15 protein-coding genes and 1 CRISPR repeat array (1 of these 16 only partly in view) are annotated in these 19,270 nt (G+C 64.1%); of the genes, 3 read left to right on the top strand and 12 right to left on the bottom strand.

From position 1 onward, the window contains the following. Positions 1 to 509: direct repeats of the CRISPR family, unit length 36 nt; unit sequence GCCGCAATGGAGGGCGGGGATTAATCCCCGCCGGAT (it extends 1,051 nt beyond the left edge of the window). Between the two features lie 174 nt (positions 510 to 683). From cas2 to ACOQPD_RS07285, 12 genes are all read right to left on the bottom strand, one after another. Further along, positions 684 to 980 (bottom strand): CRISPR-associated endonuclease Cas2, encoded by a 297-nt coding sequence (cas2, locus tag ACOQPD_RS07340; RefSeq protein ID WP_420614236.1) that lies wholly within the window; start codon positions 978 to 980, stop codon positions 684 to 686. Between the two features lie 12 nt (positions 981 to 992). Further along, complete coding sequence (cas4g/cas1g, locus tag ACOQPD_RS07335; protein ID WP_420614235.1) at positions 993 to 2,636, bottom strand: CRISPR-associated endonuclease Cas4g/Cas1g; 1,644 nt, start codon at positions 2,634 to 2,636, stop codon at positions 993 to 995. A 30-nt stretch (positions 2,637 to 2,666) separates the two neighbouring features. Beyond that, positions 2,667 to 3,611 (bottom strand): type I-G CRISPR-associated protein, Cas3-extension family, encoded by a 945-nt coding sequence (locus ACOQPD_RS07330; protein ID WP_420614234.1) that lies wholly within the window; start codon positions 3,609 to 3,611, stop codon positions 2,667 to 2,669. After that, complete coding sequence (cas3g, locus tag ACOQPD_RS07325) at positions 3,608 to 6,358, bottom strand: type I-G CRISPR-associated helicase/endonuclease Cas3g (RefSeq protein ID WP_420614233.1); 2,751 nt, start codon at positions 6,356 to 6,358, stop codon at positions 3,608 to 3,610. The genes ACOQPD_RS07330 and cas3g overlap by 4 nt, the downstream gene beginning before the upstream one ends. Then, positions 6,351 to 8,021, bottom strand: coding sequence for a type I-G CRISPR-associated protein Csb2 (gene csb2 / locus ACOQPD_RS07320; protein WP_420614232.1), 1,671 nt, complete (start codon positions 8,019 to 8,021; stop codon positions 6,351 to 6,353). Before csb2 ends, cas3g begins: the two co-directional genes overlap by 8 nt. Further along, a complete protein-coding gene (gene cas7g, locus ACOQPD_RS07315) occupies positions 8,018 to 9,265 on the bottom strand; it encodes a type I-G CRISPR-associated RAMP protein Csb1/Cas7g (protein ID WP_420614231.1) in 1,248 nt (415 codons plus the stop codon). The genes csb2 and cas7g overlap by 4 nt, the downstream gene beginning before the upstream one ends. A 1,277-nt stretch (positions 9,266 to 10,542) precedes the next feature. Further along, positions 10,543 to 11,763 carry an IS110 family transposase gene (locus ACOQPD_RS07310; RefSeq protein WP_420612962.1) on the bottom strand — a complete coding sequence of 407 codons (1,221 nt, stop codon included), beginning with the start codon at positions 11,761 to 11,763 and terminating at the stop codon, positions 10,543 to 10,545. Between the two features lie 584 nt (positions 11,764 to 12,347). Then, positions 12,348 to 13,652: a branched-chain amino acid ABC transporter substrate-binding protein gene (locus tag ACOQPD_RS07305; RefSeq protein ID WP_420614230.1), complete on the bottom strand. Its 1,305-nt coding sequence runs from the start codon at positions 13,650 to 13,652 to the stop codon at positions 12,348 to 12,350. 84 nt (positions 13,653 to 13,736) lie between these two features. After that, positions 13,737 to 14,915, bottom strand: coding sequence for an acetylornithine transaminase (locus tag ACOQPD_RS07300; RefSeq protein ID WP_420614229.1), 1,179 nt, complete (start codon positions 14,913 to 14,915; stop codon positions 13,737 to 13,739). Then, positions 14,909 to 15,814, bottom strand: a complete 906-nt coding sequence (gene argB / locus ACOQPD_RS07295; protein WP_420614228.1) for an acetylglutamate kinase — start codon at positions 15,812 to 15,814, stop codon at positions 14,909 to 14,911. Before argB ends, ACOQPD_RS07300 begins: the two co-directional genes overlap by 7 nt. Continuing rightward, positions 15,811 to 16,830, bottom strand: coding sequence for an N-acetyl-gamma-glutamyl-phosphate reductase (gene argC, locus ACOQPD_RS07290; RefSeq protein WP_420614227.1), 1,020 nt, complete (start codon positions 16,828 to 16,830; stop codon positions 15,811 to 15,813). Before argC ends, argB begins: the two co-directional genes overlap by 4 nt. 58 nt (positions 16,831 to 16,888) lie before the next feature. Further along, entirely contained in the window at positions 16,889 to 17,845 is a 957-nt protein-coding gene (locus tag ACOQPD_RS07285) for a hydroxyacid dehydrogenase (protein ID WP_420614226.1), read from the bottom strand. A gap of 68 nt (positions 17,846 to 17,913) precedes the next feature. Here ACOQPD_RS07285 and ACOQPD_RS07280 point away from each other — a divergent pair, with 68 nt between their 5' ends. The 3 genes from ACOQPD_RS07280 to ACOQPD_RS07270 are packed head-to-tail and all read left to right on the top strand — an operon-like array spanning position 17,914 to position 19,235. Continuing rightward, positions 17,914 to 18,099 carry a hypothetical protein gene (locus ACOQPD_RS07280; RefSeq protein ID WP_420614225.1) on the top strand — a complete coding sequence of 62 codons (186 nt, stop codon included), beginning with the start codon at positions 17,914 to 17,916 and terminating at the stop codon, positions 18,097 to 18,099. Then, positions 18,100 to 18,513 (top strand): FHA domain-containing protein, encoded by a 414-nt coding sequence (locus ACOQPD_RS07275; protein ID WP_420614224.1) that lies wholly within the window; start codon positions 18,100 to 18,102, stop codon positions 18,511 to 18,513. Beyond that, complete coding sequence (locus ACOQPD_RS07270; protein ID WP_420614223.1) at positions 18,510 to 19,235, top strand: PP2C family protein-serine/threonine phosphatase; 726 nt, start codon at positions 18,510 to 18,512, stop codon at positions 19,233 to 19,235. The genes ACOQPD_RS07275 and ACOQPD_RS07270 overlap by 4 nt, the downstream gene beginning before the upstream one ends. Positions 19,236 to 19,270: the final 35 nt, after the last annotated feature.

Below are 19,270 nucleotides of genomic sequence, written 5' to 3'. Positions count from 1 at the left end.
CGGGACTATGTGGTATGTGGTCCGGTCGTCCCGGTCGCCGCAATGGAGGGCGGGGATTAATCCCCGCCGGATCCCTTGTCGGTGTCCACGTGGACGACAGCGGTGCTCTTGCCGCAATGGAGGGCGGGGATTAATCCCCGCCGGATCCAGGCCATCCAACGGGCCATCGAGGCCACCGTCGCGCCGCAATGGAGGGCGGGGATTAATCCCCGCCGGATGTCACCCAGGCGATGATCGACGACACTAACGCGTTCGCCGCAATGGAGGGCGGGGATTAATCCCCGCCGGATCCCTGCGCTGGGTTGCCACTCCGGGAAGCTGACGCGGCCGCAATGGAGGGCGGGGATTAATCCCCGCCGGATGCCGCCCCAGCGGTCCATGAATGCATTGAACTCTTCGAGCCGCAATGGAGGGCGGGGATTAATCCCCGCCGGATCTGCGTCGCCCTCGAATCTCCGGTTGGTCAGCTGACGGCCGCAATGGAGGGCGGGGATTAATCCCCGCCGGATGGCTCGCTGAAAAACACACCTTTGACCTGGGGATTTGGGCATGTCGTGCGAGCGGTAAGTATGGAGCGGCTTTGGCTCGGACAGTTTGGTTGTCAAGGAGCGGGCAAAACGCCTGGTCAGAGTACGTTCGAGCACCTGCCGGGGTTTCTGTAGTCACTATACCGCTCGCATGTGTCACAGGATCACCGGTCCCGAGTCGGGCATGCCGTGTACGGCTCCCATGAACTGGAAGCAATCGCTCCCTCGCTCATGGGGAGAGCCAAGGTCGATCATGGCGATGGAGTCCACAGCGTGATGGATGATCGCCCCCAAGTCCGTCTTCAGGGACAATAATTCCATGCGGTCCAGGTCACAGATGAAGACGCTGTACTGCATGCGCCACCCGTAGCCCTTCATCGTCTTGTAGACCAAGCGAAGCCTCTTGTCGTCGCGGATGTCATACGCGACCAGATATCTCCTACGACTTCCCATCGAAATCAACCCTCACCTGGTCATGAACGGAACGTACTCGGGAATCTCACCCAACAAGTATGCCCCGAGCATCCGCGCCTGAACCTCAAGCACCCGCCGGTACGTGATCCTGTATCCGTAGGTCGGGTGGGTCACCTCATGATCGAGGCGTCGCTCGTAGGCGGCGAGGAAGGACCGCCGGGCCTTCTGGGTAAGTGCGACGCCCTGGGCGCGAACTATGAAGCCGGTCGAGCGGATCTCGCCGTTGTTGATCACGTTCACGGCCACGGAGTCGGCGATGAGGGGCCGGAACTCCTCGGCCAGGTCCAGGGCTAGGGCCGGTCGACCGAAGCGAGGCCGATGGTAGACCCCTAGGTACGGATCGAACCCGATGCCCAACACCGTCGCGGTCAGATCCTTGGTGAGCATTGAGTAGGCGTAGGACAGCAGGCAGTTGACGGGGTCACGGGGAGGTCGCCTGTTCCGTCCGGCGACGTCGAAGGTGCCGAGTTCGTCATCCCGGAGCATGCCGGCGAATGCTCCGAAGTACAGCCTTGCCGCCACGCCCTCGATTCCGAGTAGCGATTCCAGCGACTTGCAGGTGACTGCTTGGTCAGCAAGGGCCTTGAGTTGGGACAGCACCTTGCTTGCGTCCACACGGGAGTTGCGTCGAAGGAAGGTACGGCAATTCCTTATCTTTCCTTCGATCATCCGCCGGGCAATCGGAAGACCGGCCTGGGAGGCGATGCCCACCTGCCTCCTGCGGAGCTCCACGTGCTTGGATGGAAGGCCGTTGGCGATGCCCTGAAACCATCCGGCGTAGGAGAACCAGCAGACAGGAATCTCCCGGCTGAAGGCTGCCCGCATGAGCTGTGAGGACAGTTGAACATTGCCGAAGACCGAGATCTGGGATACGTCTATGGCTCTGACCTCTCGGAGTTCCGCATTACGGTGCGTGACCCGAACGCGCCCTCCCCGGATTCCGATCTTGGCACCCTGCTCGGTGACGTAGAGCGGTCGGGCGGCCGAGTCACTCGGCGTCAGTCGCCGGGGACGCTTGCTGCTCCTGCGGTTGTGTAGGTTCACCTCGTCGGGCAGGCAAATACCCACCAAGGAACAGCGAGGGCATTTGGGGCTGTCCACCAGAGGTGGCGGGGGTTCGGATGCCTCCGCAACGGGCCGGAGCCGATCCAACACACCAAGAGTCGTCGAGACGAGCTCGTCATCGAAGGGCACCGTCCTCCTCTCACGAGTCTGGGCGAAGAAGATCTCACCGTGCGTGCACTTGTAGCCATGGTCTTGGAGTAGGAGCCCGATAGCACACAGTTGTACGAGCTCCGGCGACCAGGCAGGGCCGTGAGATGGTGGACGCCCTCGCTTAACCTCAACGGGGACCACGGATCCGTCTTCGGCGCCCTCGATAATGTCTGCCTTGGCTATCAGTCCAAGCCGTTGCGAGCCGAGGGTTACCGATCGGGCACGCCTAACGGGATACTCCTCATCGGAGTCGCCGATCCGCCCCCCACCAACGTCGGTCCGGCGATGTACGTATCGTCCTTCCACCGTGTCCGGGTTGTCTTGAAAGCGGGCCTGTACCCACTCGAGATAGAACAGGCGCGGGCAATACTCAAACTCGTTGACCATTCTGGCAGGGACCAACGCCGGAGCTTCAGACACGAATAGACCTACTCGTTGGGAACGCTCTCCTTACGATCCGCCGAAAGCTGACCAAGCAATCACCGGCGGGCCAAAAGTTCCATATCCGCCCTGGTCCGAGCGGCGAATCGCAGATCGCATTACTTGCGATAAACCCCAGCCTCGGTACCATTTGGAGCGTAATCGTATCTCTTCGTCTCTTCCTGTCGCGTGAGCTAGAAGCGACAGAACCGCGTTTGGAGTAGCTGGTCTGGTCCAGATAGGCCATGTATAGGTACCACCTCTACGCCACGGTCCGGCACAGCCTTGTGTAAAGGTGCGGTCACGGCCGCGACGGTCTTGACCTGCAAACACCGGATGACGGCTGAGGCCGAGGATAGCCAGAGCCTCCGCACCCGGGTTGGTGAGTTTCTTGTCGGTGGCCGGGTTGGTAGCGGCTAGGGCGTAGATCCGATCATCTGTCGTGTCCCATCCCAACGAAGAAAGAGTACTTGAGTAGCTCCATGGTCCAAGTAGTCCTTCCACGATCTCGTCTCGTTCCACTCCCGCCAGGACATCGCGGGCGATCTTGAGGAACTTGAGTTGACCTGCTGTGAAGTAAAGGTCGGTCGGCTTGGCGACCTTACCCTTACCATCGAGGCTTCTATCGGCAACCAGCGCAGACGCCAGCCGGTTCCCAGGTTGGTAGGAACGCGTCTTCTCTAGGTATTTCCGCAGGTTGCCTGGACTGAACTTGGCATCGTCGTCGGACTTCGCTCCGAATCCGGGAGCCAGGGCGGGACTTTCAATCCATCGCGGGAAAACCTGGAGGGCCTGCTCGACAATGTGATCGACATCAAACTCGGGAGCAACCACAGCATTGGGGACAATATCGTCAGTCCACCACAGCCTTGGTTGGTGTTCCTCGCAATCGAACAGAACCTGGACACCAAGCGCGGCGAGAAACCCGAGGGGATTGGTGCCTTCGAGGCCGGTCAACGCGATCCCGTCTCTCATCTTGTTTGCCGTCGCCCTTCCTCTACGCTTCGCCGGTGATCGGCCAACCGAAGGATCGCCTCCAACCACGCTAGGCCGTGATACCCGTAGCGTCCGACTAGCCGCCAGAAGCGATCTGCGCTTTCTAGTGCCATGTCGCTGTCGACCAGATTCGAGGATATCGCCATCTCGTGTCCGTCGTGTTCATGATATAACTGCTGTGGGTTCGGATCTTCGAGAATTGGTAGTAGTGGTCTTCCATGGCCATGATGTGTGATGACTAGATGAAGTACGAGCTCCGGGTCGTATGCGTCGTGAAGTATCGCGGGACTGGACTGGGCCAAGGCGGCACTGGCTATCTCGTGGCGCATACCCCGCGGGTAGGAAAAGACACGGGGAACCCCCGGCAGCGACTTGGCTAGGGGTTCGTCGAGCATCGCCAGTTTTACCGGGTCGCCTCCAACGAGTTGGTTTTGGAAACGGAGATCGACTTTCCCAATGTCGTGTAGACGCCCAGCAAGCCGCAGGTCGTCTTGGATCGCAGAGTCGAGTCCAAGCCGTTGGGCGAATGCGGCTGCCTTGTCCCCCACCCCGTCGACATGAGCGCGGAGAGTCACGGCGGTACCGGTGAACGAAACAGCTCCGTCCGAGCCATCAAAGGAGGAGCTATCCACCGACCGCTCAAGGATGATCGGATAGTCCCTGTCTTCATTTTGGCAGAGATCGAAACTCGTTCCGAGCCGTCCGCAGATGTTGGCCATCCATGTATCGGGTTTCTCGTTGATGGTGTCTTCGATCCAGTCGGCGATCTGTTCCCGTGTTGTGAACTCGGCCTCTTCGTTTGCTACGAGCCCGGTAGCGTCCGGATAGATACGTGCGTCAAGTCGTAGGGTCACACGGTGACCGTAAACCTCTTGGGCCTCATCACCGAGATCAGACACTGCCTCCGAAGACGTCGGATCCCAGGTACTTGCTGTGAGCCCTCCCATGCTGGGATCGACAAGGATGACGTCACCGGGTCGGAGTTCGGCGACATCGGTGATCGGTTCGGGCGCTTCGTCGAAACTCAGCCAACGATGCGCCCCCAAGTCTGTAGTCGTTGAGGACATCCTCTGTTCCAATTCGGTCATATCCACATCGGCCACCGCGATCTCCACCGGGTCAGCGGCTGAATGAGCAAGCCATGCCTTGGCCGCGCCAATCGGTACCTGCAGGTATTCGGCAGGGCGGGGCGGCACCAGATTCAGGGTCGGGTGGGAGCGGTCGTATCTCCACACGATGGATACATCGGTGTTACTCGGCTGGCCGATGCCATGGAGAAAGGGATCGAGAGGTGGCTGAACTATCGGTTCGGGACGGGTTTGGACCCAAGCCTCCATGTGAGTGTCTAAGAGGATCGGCGCCTGTTGGGCAGGTGCGGACGCCTCTTCGGGAAAACCATCTAGATCGTGCGAGCCGCAACCTGCATCGAACTCCTCATTGCCGAAGCGCTTGTAGAGCTCCTTCCATGTTTCCTTGGCGGCGCCTCCGTATACGGGATCGGGTTTCTTGGCCTTCATCACGGACGACACCCCGAGTATCCAGGCCTTTGGGGAGCTACCGATGCGGTCCAGGCAGGTACCCCGTCGATCAAGACGGCCGAACCGCTGTCGAAGGCTATCGATAGGAGCGCACTCCGTGATCAGGGCATCAAAGCTGAAGTCGGCGCCAACTTCGATTGCTTGCGTTGCGACCACCACGGTCAGTTCGCTCGCTGTATCGGTGCGATCCGGGTCCACAGCTCCGGCGATCTCTTCGAGAACGTGAACACGGTCGAGGGGTCGCATACGTCCGGTTACGAGATGCACCTGGTGGCCGGCTTCCGCTAGGGCCTGGTGGGTCATGCGGGCGGTCCGGACCCGATTGACGATCACGCCGACGCTCCGGACCGCCCCAGGTAGTTCCTTCTTTACGATCTTCGCTACGGCCTTGGGTATGGCTTCCTCGACCACTCTTCCCGGGATCGACCTGAGTGCGGACGTTTTGGTAGCCGTGACGCGCTGGCGGAGCATCTCAGAGCCCTCTAGATCGGATTCGACCAGCCGGAAGCGAGGGGCTTCGGTGTTGTGCGGTGTTGCCGACATCTCCACCACTTGGAACCGGCGGGGAAGCCGGCCACATCTGAGACTGCGGACCGCGTCGAGAGTCTCGGCGAAAGGTCGGCTGAGATGGACTTCGTCGAGGATCACCAGGCAGTCGTTGCCCGCCAACCCGGCGTGAATCGGACGCATTCCGGGACTGACGCCGTAGCCGCGGAATAGCAGCCGCGACCCTAACTGATCGACAGTCGACACCACCACCCATGGTTCGTCGGGTCGGGATGTCCACTCATCGTCGATGGGCACTCCGCCCCTGAGCGCAACTGCGTTCAGAGGGTCGCCATCACTCAACTCGGCCAGGCAATCTCGTACCTGGGCCAAGACCCCGTCCCGAGCTGCGCTCAAACGGTCCTTGATCCTCCGTGCGCGCTCGTACACCTGGTCGACGATGATGCGGCGGTCGATCACGAACACGACCCGCCGAGGGAAAATGTCCGGTCGAGCAGCGAGAGAGAACACGGCGGCATCGAGAGCAGCGGTCTTGCCGCAGCCGGTGGGGAGGTCGATCACCTCCGGCCAACGCTCGGTGTTCATCACGGCATCGGTAAGTCGCACCTGCCACGGGAACGCGTCCTGTCCATGGACACCTCGAAAGTAGGCCGGGAAATCGGCGGCCGTAAGGTCACTCATCAGTCACGCCCGGTTCCGCCACAGGCCGCATGAGTCCCAGTCCCAGATACCGACCTGCTCCGAGCACCACCGGACCCGCCACCGGTTGGTCGAAGGTCACCGCAGCGTGGACCAGCCGGCGGGCAACCGGTTTTCCACCGGGTCCGCGCTGGCGGAAGGCCGGAAAGGTGGGCGCCGGTCGGGCGCCCGGGATCAGCGGAGCGAGAGCGACTCCGACATCGATCGGCTCGGGAAGTCCGATATGGCGACACGAGTCGACAACGGCTTTCTCGGCCCGCGCCCATGCCTTGGCGCGAGCGGCAGCCGTTCCCCTCCCAAGCGCGCCTGGATGGGTGGGTAACGCTATCGGTGTGGCGGATACCCACCGGTGTGATCCACGACGCCATAGTCCAGGCCTTAGAGTGACCAGATGACTCGTTCCCACGATGCGTTCCATTTCCACGATTCCCCTCCCGCCCAGAGTGAGGATGAGTGGGCTCGCCGACGATTCCCACCTCCCGATCGCTCGGAGCAACGCCCGTAGAGATTCGGTGTCGAGATGTTCGGGTATGGCGATGGCCGCACCCATCAGACGCCCATCCGAGTGCTCGTGTCCCACCCACGGAAGCGGAAGGAAGGCGACATGCGGATCGGTCGACGGTTGGCCCTCCCTGCGATGACCGGACAAGCCTTCTGGTATCGGATCAGTAGCGTGGCGGAACACCGCGCCCCGTAAAGCCCTGGCCACTTCGACCGCCCTTGTGGACGGAAACCGCTTCGATCCCCGTAGGAACGCCAGTACCAGCCACTCACCGCACGTGTCGGGCCTGACCACAGGATCTTCGGACGTTGTCGGATCGACCTGTCGGTAACCGACGGACGAAAACGGCAATGTCCGGGGTCTGCTTCCCCGATGTTTCCTGTACTCGCGTTCGAGGGTGGCCAGTTGACCCGACCTGACAGAACGGAGAACGTCAGCACCCTCGCCTGGTACGTGGGTGGGGATAGGAGGATCCGAGACCACTCTGCACGACACCAGCGACGAAGAATGCCCGAGGCGGGTAAGCCGGGCACATAGACCGTCGATTGCCGCGATGGTGTCATCAGTTGGATCGCCCTTCCAAACGTAGGTAACCCGTGGCTCGGTTGGCGTGACAGACGGAAACACTCGTGCCTGGCCGGTTCGTACGTTGTCAGCAGCGGAGATCCAGCCGGGCGGCATGATGTCGACGGCTGCCCGGATAGGGGTGTTACCCACCGACGAAACGATTCCGGAAATGTCCCGTTGCCTTCTCAACTGCGTGTGAAGGCTTCGCCGTTTGCTCTTGGAGACACCCGCGGCTTGAGCCTCCTCGATCTGGTCGACCAGATCATCGACTCTGCATGCTCGTTTGTCGTATGACGCCCGCGAGACGATTCGAGCGTCGTTAACCGGGACGAAGTGCGTGGCCGCAGTTCGGGGAGTGGCGTCCGAGGCGCGAATCGAAGGTGCTGGTAGGGACTCCAGCCACTCGATCGCCCTCCTTTCGATTGGATCGGGCTGGTGAGCGTCCGCCCATGTGGCCACGAGAGCCGAGAACAACCTTGCCGGGTGGGGTGGCCACTCCGGGCTGGCTCTGTCGTGATGAGCTGTGGCAACGAACCGGCCGGTGAGGAAATTGATCTCGATCGAGAGCGTCCTCATGCCGATGGCTGTTCGAGGGCGGACACCTGTCGGCTCCGCTTTATAAGCTCGATCAACTTCGGAGCAGGCACCAGCCGGATCGCCTTCGATTCCCATCCGATCCCTGCTTCGTTTGCTTGCTCGGTGGCAGCCCGCAGTATCTCGGCTGCGCCGGAGCGGTCGATGGTCACCATCTCAGGCGCCGATCCGTCTCGACCGATCAGTTCGATCCGAGGAGCGTGCTCGGGGACTAGGAGGCAACGGGAGCGGAGGTCGTAGTCCATCTCATGTTGGTAAGCGATAGCCGCCACACCCAGCGCGGCCACCGCGGTACGTGCCGCTGTTTCGGTCGTTCGGTCATGGTTCGCGAAACGCAGTCGACGGAGAGTGGCTAGAGAGATCACTGTGGTCTGAGTGGCTGCCGTGATGGTGACTCCACCGGAAACGCTATCGATGAATGGCGCGACATTGCCATGATTGATCTTGGAAGGCTGCCCGGCTTCTCCCGTGTCGGCACCGCGTGTCGCGTATACCGGTCTGCCCTTCTTGTCCTTTTCTGCCTCAGCCTCGCTCAACGTCCATACCTGATCGAGATCACTATGGTTGAACGCCTTCTGGTCTGGAGCGAGCTTCTCGATCTGTAGTGGATCGATCCGGCTCCCGACTTTCTTGCCGATCTTGGCATCTAGGCCGACGATCTCCGACACATAGGCACGCTGGAACTTCGATCCCAGGCCGCCCTTCGGGCCAGTTGAGTCCCATACTCCGAAGAGAAGCGCAGAAGGGGAGTAGCGGAAGAGTGCTGTAGCATCGCGGGGGGTCGCATTGGTAATAGCTCGCCCTACGTCGGAGAGCCGGAACAAGGTCTCGTCCAGAAGGCTATCCCGGAATACGGCATCAACGACTCGGTGAGGCGCTTCGAGGACCGACAGCTTGCCAAGGTCAGCCAGCTCACTATCGACCGTGAAGTCGACGTATGCGACCGGGAACCGGAGTTCCCCTGCCTCCCATCCTTCAAGCAATGCGAACTCGGCACGGTTGGCCTGCGATGCCACCGAATCCAACAGAACGGTCGTCTTTACCTCGTCGCCGACTACCCGGTCCTCAACCGCATACTTGTGTTCGGCGTTCTGCGCCACCGCATAGGTCGGTGGGAAGATCTTGTCGCCTGGGCCTCCGGCCGGTTGCAGCGTGGTCCGCGACCGCAAGGCCACCGCCTCGCCGGCAACGGCATCACGGAGCCGATTGAACGTGAGTTCCGCCATGTATGTTCCTCCCTTGCGTCCGGTAACGCGCCCTGTCCCACAGTGTAGAAACCGGGCGTGACAGATTGAGGACGGGTTCGGCTTGTTCAGGCGGATGCGTCTCGCGGGGTTGTATGACCTTGATGGCCGGGTACTCGCGGGTGGGAGGAACGTAGTTGCCGTGTTCAGCGAATAGAGCCTTGAGGTCCTCTCGGAGTGTTCGGACCCGGCGCAGCATTGTCATGTACCAAACAAACACCGTGTCGACGACTAGGTGTATCAGGATCATCCACGGGTTGTTGAGCACGAACCAGCCCGCGAGGGTCGCTACGACACCGGCTCCGAGTGTCAACACCACATCGCGCCGGCGAGCCAGTACCAGATCTCGGTGGGAAAGCCCGTTTCCTCCGTAACCGTGGCGGGCCGGGCCCCGTCCCACAGTGGGGGCTGGTGCGGTTTCATAGTTCGATGGCCGTGAGAAACCGGATTCCAGTCCGCCAGCGGCGAGGCTGCGACTTTCCCGATCAGCCCGCCAAATCGGTATGACGAAAATCGTCCACACAGCCCCTACAGCCACAAACAGAGCCCAAGGCATCTCTCAGGAACCCTTCACTTACCCGGAACGCAGGTTATGGCCCCAAACCACCAATACCTAGGATTTCCAAATGATGGTGACCGGGCTCTTGGAGTTAGCTCACTTGGATGAATGGGGGACTGCTGGTGAATCTGGTAAATTGGATCCGTCAACCACGCATGGCGGATAGAGTGGGCTGACGGTGTCCGGGTCCTCTACTCGTAGAACCCAGACTCCGACACCCCAAGCACCCGGCAAGCCACCCGAGTAGGGAGCCCTCGCCCCTCATCGTCTGGATCGTTTCGTACCGTCCCCTGCGGACATCACCGGGGCTCCCAGCAGCTCGTTGGCCCGTCTGGTCACAGCCAGCTCTGTCTCCAGTTCGGTGATCAGCCGACGAGCGGCTCGCAGTTCTTCCTTCTCCGACGATGCCAAGCTCGTTCGGTGCCCCGGTCGAATCCCGTCCTGGCGCCGCCAGCTGTAGATCGTCTGCATCGGACACCAAGAGCCGCTGACAGCGACGCCACCGACCTGCCAGCGGCCAACAAGTTTAGGACCTTGCGACGGAACTCGGGTAGATATCGATACGGCCTCAGACCACTCCTCTACGGGTCAGCACACCACCAATTCAAGTATCCCGACTCCGGAATACGGGGGTACCACCTCCCACCGAGAGTACCGCTTGTGCGCTGTGGGCGGCGGGGGGGGTGTCCCTGTCTTGTTGTCAAGCCGCTTCGGGCAGTTTCTCGGGTTGGCGGGGTTGGTAGGGCGTTTGGGTCTTGAGCATGGCCAGGATGATGTTGCAGCGTCGGCGGGCGACGCAGATGACAGCGGCGTTGTGGTCTTTGCCCTGGGCGCGTTTGCGTAGGTAGTAGGCGCGGGCGTCGGGGTCGTGTCGGGTAGCAACGAACGCGGCGATGAACATGGCGTTCTTGAGTCGGTGGTTTCCGCCTCGTGATCGCCCTGTTCGGTGGCTGCGGCCTGATTGTCGGTCCACGGGGGCTAGCCCGGCGTAGGCGGCTAGCCGGCCGGGGTTGGCGAACCGGTGCGGGTCGCCGATCTCAGCCAGGGTTCGAGCTCCGGTTCTGGGCCCGAACCCGCACATGCTGTTAAGGACTTTTCCCAGCGGATGCTCCAAGAACGCCTGCTCGATGTCAGCTTCGAGGCGTTGTCGGCGGTCGATGATCCGGTCCAGGTCGGCGGCCAAGTCGCCGATTGTCTCGCCCCAGGTTGCCTCGGCTGGCACCGTGACGGTCTGGGAGCTGAGCGCAGCCCAGATCTGGTCGGTGAGTGTGTTGGCGGCGCGCTTGGATCGCTTGGATATCAGCGACCGCACCCGGGCTTTGCCGGCCGTTCGCAGCGCTGCGGGGGTGGGGTATTTCACCAGCGCGGCTCTGAGACCAGGTGTCGACATCAGCCTTTCTCCCACGGCACGCTCCAGAGCCGGGGACACGGCTAATAGGGCGTCTCTCAGGCGGTTTACGGTTCTTGTCGCGTCGGAGGCCAGGTCTGTGTCCCGACCGTTGAGGATCCGCAGACGGGCCAACAGCTCATCGGTGACAGTCGTCCAACTCAGACGATCCGCGTTACGCCAGGCGTAGTCGGCCAGCACCTGGGCGTCCTTGGGGTCGGTCTTGGCCGCACCTGCGTAGAGGTCGGCAGCTCGGCGCATCGCCAGGCCGGTGACATAGGCCACCGGAATCGTCATCTCTGCGGCGACGGTGAGCGCCAGCACAGCCGCCGACGAGGTCATATCAACCACCAACGCCGGGCGGCCGTGGTCCCCAGCGTCGTCGATCATCCGCCGGATCGCTGATTCGTCGTTGGGAACCGCTCGGGCGAACAGCGCCTCACCGCTGGCCGACACCGCACAGGCGTAATGGTTGCCCTTGGCGATGTCTATACCGACGAACACTCCGGGAGCCGGCGTAGGCCTCTCACCCATTCAGTTGGTCCTCTCTAGTCGCAAACTCCTTCGGCAGCTACTCGAGGGCACCAACGCCTCAACCACTTTACGAACCAGCCCCCTGTCGGTGCATGTCCCTGTAAGAGGTCGCAGGCACCCAACCACGGCGGGTGGCAACACCCCCCAGGCCATCTCTCTGACAGGGGGACAAAGCCCTGCCCGCCGCGGCGAGCAACCAGCCCCGATATTCACACATCAGAGCTACTCAACAAGGTAAAGGGTGGTTGTTCCCGATGCGGACCCGCGGTGTGTGGGGCCTTTCTGGAGCCAGGCTGGCAGCGCCTTCGGTGGCGGGGCGTTTAGAACTCGATGCCAGGATGCGGGTGCGGCCCGACACCCCGGCGGGCATCGGAGGCAAGATCGTGGCTATATTCCACGGCTGGCTGTGGCGACCTAACGGGCCAGCTATCGGTGGGCCGGCCCCGTGGTGAGGGAAGCCACGGTGTCTCGACGCAAACGAATGGAGACCAGCCACCAACCCGCTTGATGTACTGTCCAGGAAGCTTGTTGGCAGTTTGGAGAGCGGTGCCGCCGGTTCAGTGCTCGGTTAGGGAGGAGCGTGACTACCCGTCGTCGGGACCGACCTCGTAGATCACGCTCTGGCGGGTGGCTTCGATGTCGGTGGAGTCGAGATGCTCGTGGATCACGACCCGGGAAGCGCCGCAGTCTCCGAACTCGTCGCAACTCAGAATCCCGGTGACACCTTGGAATCCGGACAGGTTGTCGAGGTACTCGCGTATTCCGGCCCGGTCGATCACGAGGGCCCCATCATCCGACCTCACGTAGGAGGCCGCGCTGATCGCATCTAGGAGCAGGACCGTGGCGTCGTAGGCGTGGCCCCAGTACGTACCGGTCGGCGACCCTTCCGCCGTCTCCTCGTACCGGGCCCGGAGGCGGGGGGCGCTCTGGCCGGTGGTCTGGTTGGTGTTATCCCCGAAGCGGGAATCGGGACCGGAGACGTAGGTGCCCTCGCTCTGGGGCAGGCTCAGGAAACTGTCGTTGAGCAATCCGTCCGCGGTGGCGAACACCATGTCTGAGAACCCTGGTATCTCCGCGGCCTGTTCCACCAGGTGACCGCCCGTCGGCCAGAAGATCGGGAAGAACAGGGCCTCCGGCTCGCCGGCGGCGATCTCGGTGAGGACCGGGACCAGATCCTCGTCCTCGCGATCCACCTCCCAGATACCGGTGATCGTGCCGCCGTGCTCTGCGAACGCGTCGGAAAAGGCGGTCGCCAGGCCCAACGTGTAGGGGCCGCCATCGTGAACCGCCGCCGCAGTAGTCACGCCTTGTCGGTAGAGGAAATGAGCCACGGACTCGCCCTGGATGAGGTCGTTGTGGGCCGTCCGGTAGTAGCCCGGGAAGTGGCTGGCCCCCTCGTTGCCGGCCAGGTCGGACGTGAGCGACGGCGCGGTGTTGCCGGGGGAGACGAGCACCATCCCGGCTCTGGTAAGGAGCGGTGACGCCTCGGCCGCCGCTATCGAGCAGTTGGTCCCGATGACCCCGGCCACGTCGCCCTGGGCGACGATGACCTGGGCTCCGGCGAGACCACCTTCGGCTGTGCACGTGTCGTCGAGCGCAGCACCGAGGTTGACCCCGCGGCCCTTGATGGGACCGTAATCCTCGACGGCGAACACGATGGCCATCTCCGCCGAGTTGCCGAACAGGGACAGATCCCCCCCGTTGGTGTAGAAGGCCCGGATCTGTATCTGCCGGCCGTTGAGCACCTCGATGAGGCCCAGCGATCCGTCGCCGAGATGGGGCTCAACCTCGTCCCCGGTCGTGCAGGCCGGTGCCACCAGGAGCACGAGCAGCAGCGGGACCGCCACCAGCCTGGACATCGTACGGGCGTCGACTGGCCGGATTCTCATCACTCTCTTCTCCCCCTTGGCTGCGGCAGAATGGTAGAAGCCGAAGATGGATTGTCCGGGGATTGTGGACCGCTTCCGGGAGGCCTAACCGAGCGAGGCTTCGAACTTCGTGACCGCTTCGTCGATCTCGTCCTCGGTGATGACCAGCGGAGGGGTGAAGCGCACGGTGTCCGCGGTCACGTTGTTGACCAGCAGCCCGTTGGACAGGGCCGCCTGGTTCACCTCGGCTGCCCGGGGAGAGTCGAGCACCGCGCCGAGCATCAGCCCGCGACCGCGGACGGCGGTCACTCCGGGCACCGCCTCCAGGCGGGAGACGAGCTGGCGGCCGCGCTCCCGGCAGTTGGCGAGCAGGTCCCGTCGCTCGATCTCGTCGAGCACGGCCAGGGCGGCTGTGGTGACGACGGGACCACCGCCGAAGGTGGTGCCATGATCCCCGTAGTCGAACACCGCCGCGCGCTCCGTGGAGAGGCACGCTCCGATCGGCAGTCCGTTGGCCAGCGCTTTGGCGAGGGTGGCGATATCAGGCTCGATACCGAGGTCATGCCAGGAGAACCACGACCCGGTACGCCCGATGCCGGCCTGCACGTCGTCGAGGATCAGCAGGACGTCGCGCTCGTCGCAGAGCTCGCGCAGGGCCTGAAGGTACTCCACGTCCAGCGGAAGGACGCCGCCCTCGCCCTGAGTGGTCTCGATCATCACGGCCGCGGTCTGCGGCCCGACCGCCCCGGCCATGGCGTCGATGTCGTTGGCCGGTACCTGGATGAAACCCGGGGGAAGGGGCTGGAAGACTTCCTGCTTCTTGGGTTGACCGGTGGCAGCCAGAGCCGCGAGCGTCCGGCCGTGGAAGGAGTCGAGCAACGAGACTATCTCGTAGCAGTCGGCGCCCCGGGCCTTCTGGCCCCAGCGCCGGGCGAGCTTGATGGCGGTCTCGTTGGCGGTGGCGCCGCAGTTGGCGAAGAACACGCGGTCCAGTCCCGAAAGGGCCTTGAGGCGTTCGGCCAGCTCGACCTGCGGAACCATGTAGTACAGGTTGGAGACGTGGACCAGCCTGGTCATCTGCCGGGAGACCGCAGCGGCGACCGCGGCGTTGGCATGGCCTACCGACGCGACCGCGATGCCGGCCAGGCAGTCCAGGTAGTCGTTGCCTTCCTCGTCGTAGAGGCGGCAACCGTCGCCGCGCACGAAGGTCACCGGGGCACGGCCGTAGGTCTGGATGATCGAGGCGGCCTCGCGCTCGGGGATGGTCGGGGCTTTGTTCACCATTGTTCGTCTCGTGTGATCATCGTTCCGATTCCTTCCGGGGTGAAGACTTCCAAGAGCACGGCGTGCTGGATCCGGCCGTCGAGTATGTGGGCTTGGGGAACGCCCCGCTCCAACGCCTTGATGCAGGATTCCAGCTTGGGGAGCATCCCCGCCGAGACACTACCGCTTCCCAACAGTTGCCGTAGTTCGGCCACGAAGATGGCATCGATCAAGCTGTCCTCGTCATCGAAGTCACGGTACAGCCCCTCTACATCGGTGAGGTAGATGAGCTTCCGGGCCTCCAGCGCCGCGGCCAGCGCGCCGGCCGCGGTGTCGGCGTTGATGTTGTAGTGGGTCCCGTTCGCGCCGCGCGCCAGGGGAGCGACCACCGGTACCACGCCCCGGTCGAGCAGGTCGTCGATCAGTCCGGTGTTCACGCTAACGATCTCGCCCACGAAGCCCAGGTCGGGATCAAGCCGGCGAGCGTCCAGCAGGCCGCTGCCGAGGTCCCGGAACCCGCTGGCGGCGGCGCCATGATCCTCGAGTAGCTGCACGATGCCGGGGTTGATCTCGAAGCCGAGTGTTGCCGTGACGACGCCGAGCGTGGCCTCGTCGGTGACCCGCAGACCGTGCACCCAGCGAGGCTCGATGCCGGCCCGAGCCATGGCGCGCGAGATGTGGGGGCCACCGCCGTGAACCACCACCGGCCGGAGGCCGAGCAGTCCCAGCAGGGCGATGTCTCGGGCGAAGCTCGACCGCAGATCATCATCGACCATCGCCGAACCGCCGTACTTGATCACCACGGTCTTGCCGGCGAATGCCCGGATGTACGGCATGGCCTCGGTGAGAACCCTGGCCTTGGCCATGGCGGAGGCGATGCGCGACCGGTGCGGCGTGGGTGCGGTGTGGCCGGTCGTCACGGCAGCCACCCCACCGCCGTCAGCCCGCCTGCCTCGGGGAGTCCCAACGCGAGGTTGGCGCACTGGACGGCCTGGCCGGCGGCGCCCTTCCCGAGGTTGTCGATCGCAACGGTGATGATCGCCCGTCCGGTGGGACCGTCCTCGGCAGCGTGTATCAGGGCGCGGTTGGAGCCCACCACCCATCGGGTCTGGGGAGGCACGTCGATGACGTCCACGAAGGCCGCCCGGTCGTAAGCCTCCCGGAGGACCGGGTCGATCGCGCCCGCTCCGGTGAGCGTGGCGGAACAGGTGGAGAGGATGCCGCGCTGCATGGGCACCAGGTGGGGGGTGAACTGGACAGGCGAGCGGATACCGGTGGCGGCCTCCAGCCCCATCTCGATCTCGGGACGGTGGCGGTGGGTGGTGACGCCGTAGGCTCGGACGCTCTCGTCCACGGCCCCGTAGTGGAGGTCAGCCCGCATTCCGCGGCCTGCGCCGGTCACGCCCGACATCGAGTCGACCACGATCGGACCCGAGATCAGACCGGCGGACATGAGTGGCGCCAGGCCCAGCAGTGCGGAGGTCGGGTAGCAGCCGGGGACAGCCACCCGGCGGGCTCCGGGGAGGGCGTCGCCGAACAGCTCGGGCAGCCCGTACGGCCAGGCGGGCAGTTCGCCGGGAAGGGGGTGAGGGCTCCCGTAGGCGGCCTCGTACCGTTCTGGTGTGTCCATCCGGTAGTCGCTTCCCAGATCGAACACCGCCACCCCGGCCTCGGCCAGGAGATGGGCGGGTTCCCATGACGAGCCGTGCGGCAGGGCGAGGAAGGCGATATCAACGCGGTGCGGCAGGTCGGAGCGGATCGCCTCCAACCGGCGGTGACCGCCGCCCAGGTGCGGATGGACGTCGCCCAGCTGAGACCCGGCCCGGCTGTGCGCTCCCAGGTAGGCGATCTCCAGATCCGGATGATCGTCAACCAGCCGGACCAGCTCTCCCCCGGCGTACCCGGATGCGCCCATTATCGCGACTTTCAGTGCCATGAATGCATGACTATACACCATTGCTGCATAAGAATACAGCCCGGAGGGGTGGAGGCGATCAGACCCGGTTGACGGCGGCAGGAACCGGCTCGCCCATCAACCCGGCTGCCACCGATTCGGCGACATGCAGACCGGCCTTGTCCTGGGCCTCCGCAGTGGACGCTCCCAGGTGGGGGGTGAGCACCACCTGGGGAAGTTCGACCAGCGGCCCGCCGACCAGGGGCTCGGTTGCGAAGACGTCCAGCGCGGCGCCGGCCACCCGTCCCGAGCGGATCGCCTCCGCCAGAGCCTCTTCGTCGATGATCCCTCCCCGGGAGGCGTTGACGATCCTCACTCCCGGCTTGACCTTGCCGAAGGCGACCGCGTCGAGGAGGTTCTCGGTCTCCGGGGTCCTCGGGAGGTGGAGGGAGATGAAGTCCGACTCCGCCAGCAGCGAGTCGAGGTCCCTGAGTTCCGCGCCTGCCTGCCTGGCCTGGTCGGCGGTGATGTAGGGGTCGTAGGCCAGCACGCTCATCCCGAACGCCAGAGCCCGCCCGGCCACCAAAGTTCCGATCCTGCCCATACCCACCAGGCCCAGCGTCTTGCCGTCGAGCTCCACCCCGCGGAAGGCAGCCCGATCCCACCTCCCGGCCCGGATGGTGGCATCGGCCCGGGCGATGTTACGGGCCTGGGCGAGCATCAGCCCGAACGCATGCTCGGCGGCCGAGACGCTGTTGGCCAGCGGGGCGTTGGCCACCAGGATGCCGCGGCGAGTGGCCTCGTCGAGGTCGATGTTGTCCACACCTACGCCGGCCCGGCCCACCACCCGCAGCCGGGGCGCGGCCTCCATGAGTTCCCGGTCGACCGTGGTGCCGCTGCGGACCACCAGCCCCTCGGCATCGGAGAGCAGGTCCAACAGGCGGGACCTGGGCTCCCCGGCGGCTTCCACCACCTCGCAGGTGTCCCGCAGGTACTCCGCGCAACTCGCTGCCAGCACCTCGGCGATCACCACTACCGGTCGGGTTCCTGCGGGCACTCTCTTCACTCCCTGCTCGCTGCTCGCGATTGTGCCCAACCAGCCCCCGATCCACAACCCGGCTCCGTATGTATGCACGCGCGGAGCGCTCGCATTTCCAGCAGGAGGCGCGGCGCTACCCGTGGGTGGGCGCGGCCATCCGGTGCCGTAGACTGGCCGGTGTGGCACCGGCGCGCGACCTTGAGGATGCTGAGGTACGGATGGCGCGGGTGTCCTTCGCCTCGGCCCGGGACCGCCTGAGGATGGTGCCCTGAATGCCCGCCGCGATCCTGGTAGCTCTGAAGTTCATCTTCGTGGCCCTCGTCTACCTGCTGGTCTGGAGGGTGGCCACGGCGGTGGCCGAGCATGTCGGCGCCAAGCCCTGGAGGGTCCTGGGCGGTCCCGGCACGGGGTTGGCCGTGGTCAGGAGTGATGCCCAGAATGGGCTGGAATTCGATGTCCGTCAACCGATCGTGCTGGGCAGCGGCGGCGAGGCGGACATACACATCGACGACGCGTACGCGTCGGATCTCCATGCCCGGCTTGAACCCGACGGCGAGTCGCTCACCCTGGCGGACCTGGGCAGCACCAGCGGGACCTACGTGAACGGGAAGCGGGTGACTGCGGTCGTGGTCCTGAGCCGGGGTGACTCCATCCAGATCGGCAAGACCGTACTGGAGGTGAGGTGAGGTTCGTCTGGGCCTCCGGAAGCCACACCGGACGCAGGCGTCCCAAGAACGAGGACTCGATCCATCCGGAGCATGACGGTCGGACGTCCGGCTCGCTGCTGGTGGCGGTGGCGGACGGGCTGGGGGGCCATCGCGGCGGAGAAGTGGCCAGCCGCCTGGCAATCAAGGCGGCGGCCGAGACCGCCGGGACGCCCGAGGAGCGGGCGCGGGCGGCCAACGATGCAATCCTGCGCGAGGTCCTCGAACAACCCCGGCTGGTAGGAATGGGCACCACCCTCACGCTCGCGGAACTTCGTCCGGGCGGTGAGGTCACCCTGGCGCATGTCGGGGATAGCCGGGCCTACTGGTGGCATGCCGGACGCTTCAGGCAGGTCACGATCGACCACACCTTCGTTCAGGCGGAGGTCGATGCCGGACGGCTGACCACGGAGCAGGCCCGCCACCATCCCGAGCGGTCTGTCCTCACGAAGGCGCTGGGATTCGGTCATGGTCTGGTGGTGGACGGAGTTCGGCTGAAGGTCTCGGTGGGGGATCGCCTGCTGTTGTGCTCCGACGGCCTTACGTCGATGGTCAGGGACGATCGAATTGCCGAAATCCTGGAGAGTGGGGCGCCGTCGGATGTTGTGTGGGCGCTGATCGAAGCCGCCAACCGGTCGGGAGGGTTGGACAACGTGTCCGTGATCGTGGTGGCGATCGCAGAGGACGAAGCGAGCGGGGATTGAACGGATCACCCTGTCCGGTCCCGATGGTCCCTCGG

The organism is Candidatus Spongiisocius sp. (genome assembly GCF_965221825.1).
In the GTDB taxonomy this organism is placed as follows: Bacteria; Actinomycetota; Acidimicrobiia; order Spongiisociales; family Spongiisociaceae; genus Spongiisocius.
This window is presented reverse-complemented; position numbering and strand designations above follow the sequence as displayed.

Excerpts from the sequence above, each read along its gene's own strand:
- cas2 (WP_420614236.1), bottom strand. The coding sequence starts at position 980 with ATGGGAAGTCGTAGGAGATATCTGGTCGCGTATGACATCCGCGACGAC.
- ACOQPD_RS07330 (WP_420614234.1), bottom strand. The coding sequence starts at position 3,611 with ATGAGAGACGGGATCGCGTTGACCGGCCTCGAAGGCACCAATCCCCTC.
- cas3g (WP_420614233.1), bottom strand. The coding sequence starts at position 6,358 with ATGAGTGACCTTACGGCCGCCGATTTCCCGGCCTACTTTCGAGGTGTC.
- csb2 (WP_420614232.1), bottom strand. The coding sequence starts at position 8,021 with ATGAGGACGCTCTCGATCGAGATCAATTTCCTCACCGGCCGGTTCGTT.
- cas7g (WP_420614231.1), bottom strand. The coding sequence starts at position 9,265 with ATGGCGGAACTCACGTTCAATCGGCTCCGTGATGCCGTTGCCGGCGAG.
- ACOQPD_RS07310 (WP_420612962.1), bottom strand. The coding sequence starts at position 11,763 with ATGGGTGAGAGGCCTACGCCGGCTCCCGGAGTGTTCGTCGGTATAGAC.
- ACOQPD_RS07305 (WP_420614230.1), bottom strand. The coding sequence starts at position 13,652 with ATGAGAATCCGGCCAGTCGACGCCCGTACGATGTCCAGGCTGGTGGCG.
- ACOQPD_RS07300 (WP_420614229.1), bottom strand. The coding sequence starts at position 14,915 with ATGGTGAACAAAGCCCCGACCATCCCCGAGCGCGAGGCCGCCTCGATC.
- argC (WP_420614227.1), bottom strand. The coding sequence starts at position 16,830 with ATGGCACTGAAAGTCGCGATAATGGGCGCATCCGGGTACGCCGGGGGA.
- ACOQPD_RS07280 (WP_420614225.1), top strand. The coding sequence starts at position 17,914 with ATGTATGCACGCGCGGAGCGCTCGCATTTCCAGCAGGAGGCGCGGCGC.
- ACOQPD_RS07275 (WP_420614224.1), top strand. The coding sequence starts at position 18,100 with ATGCCCGCCGCGATCCTGGTAGCTCTGAAGTTCATCTTCGTGGCCCTC.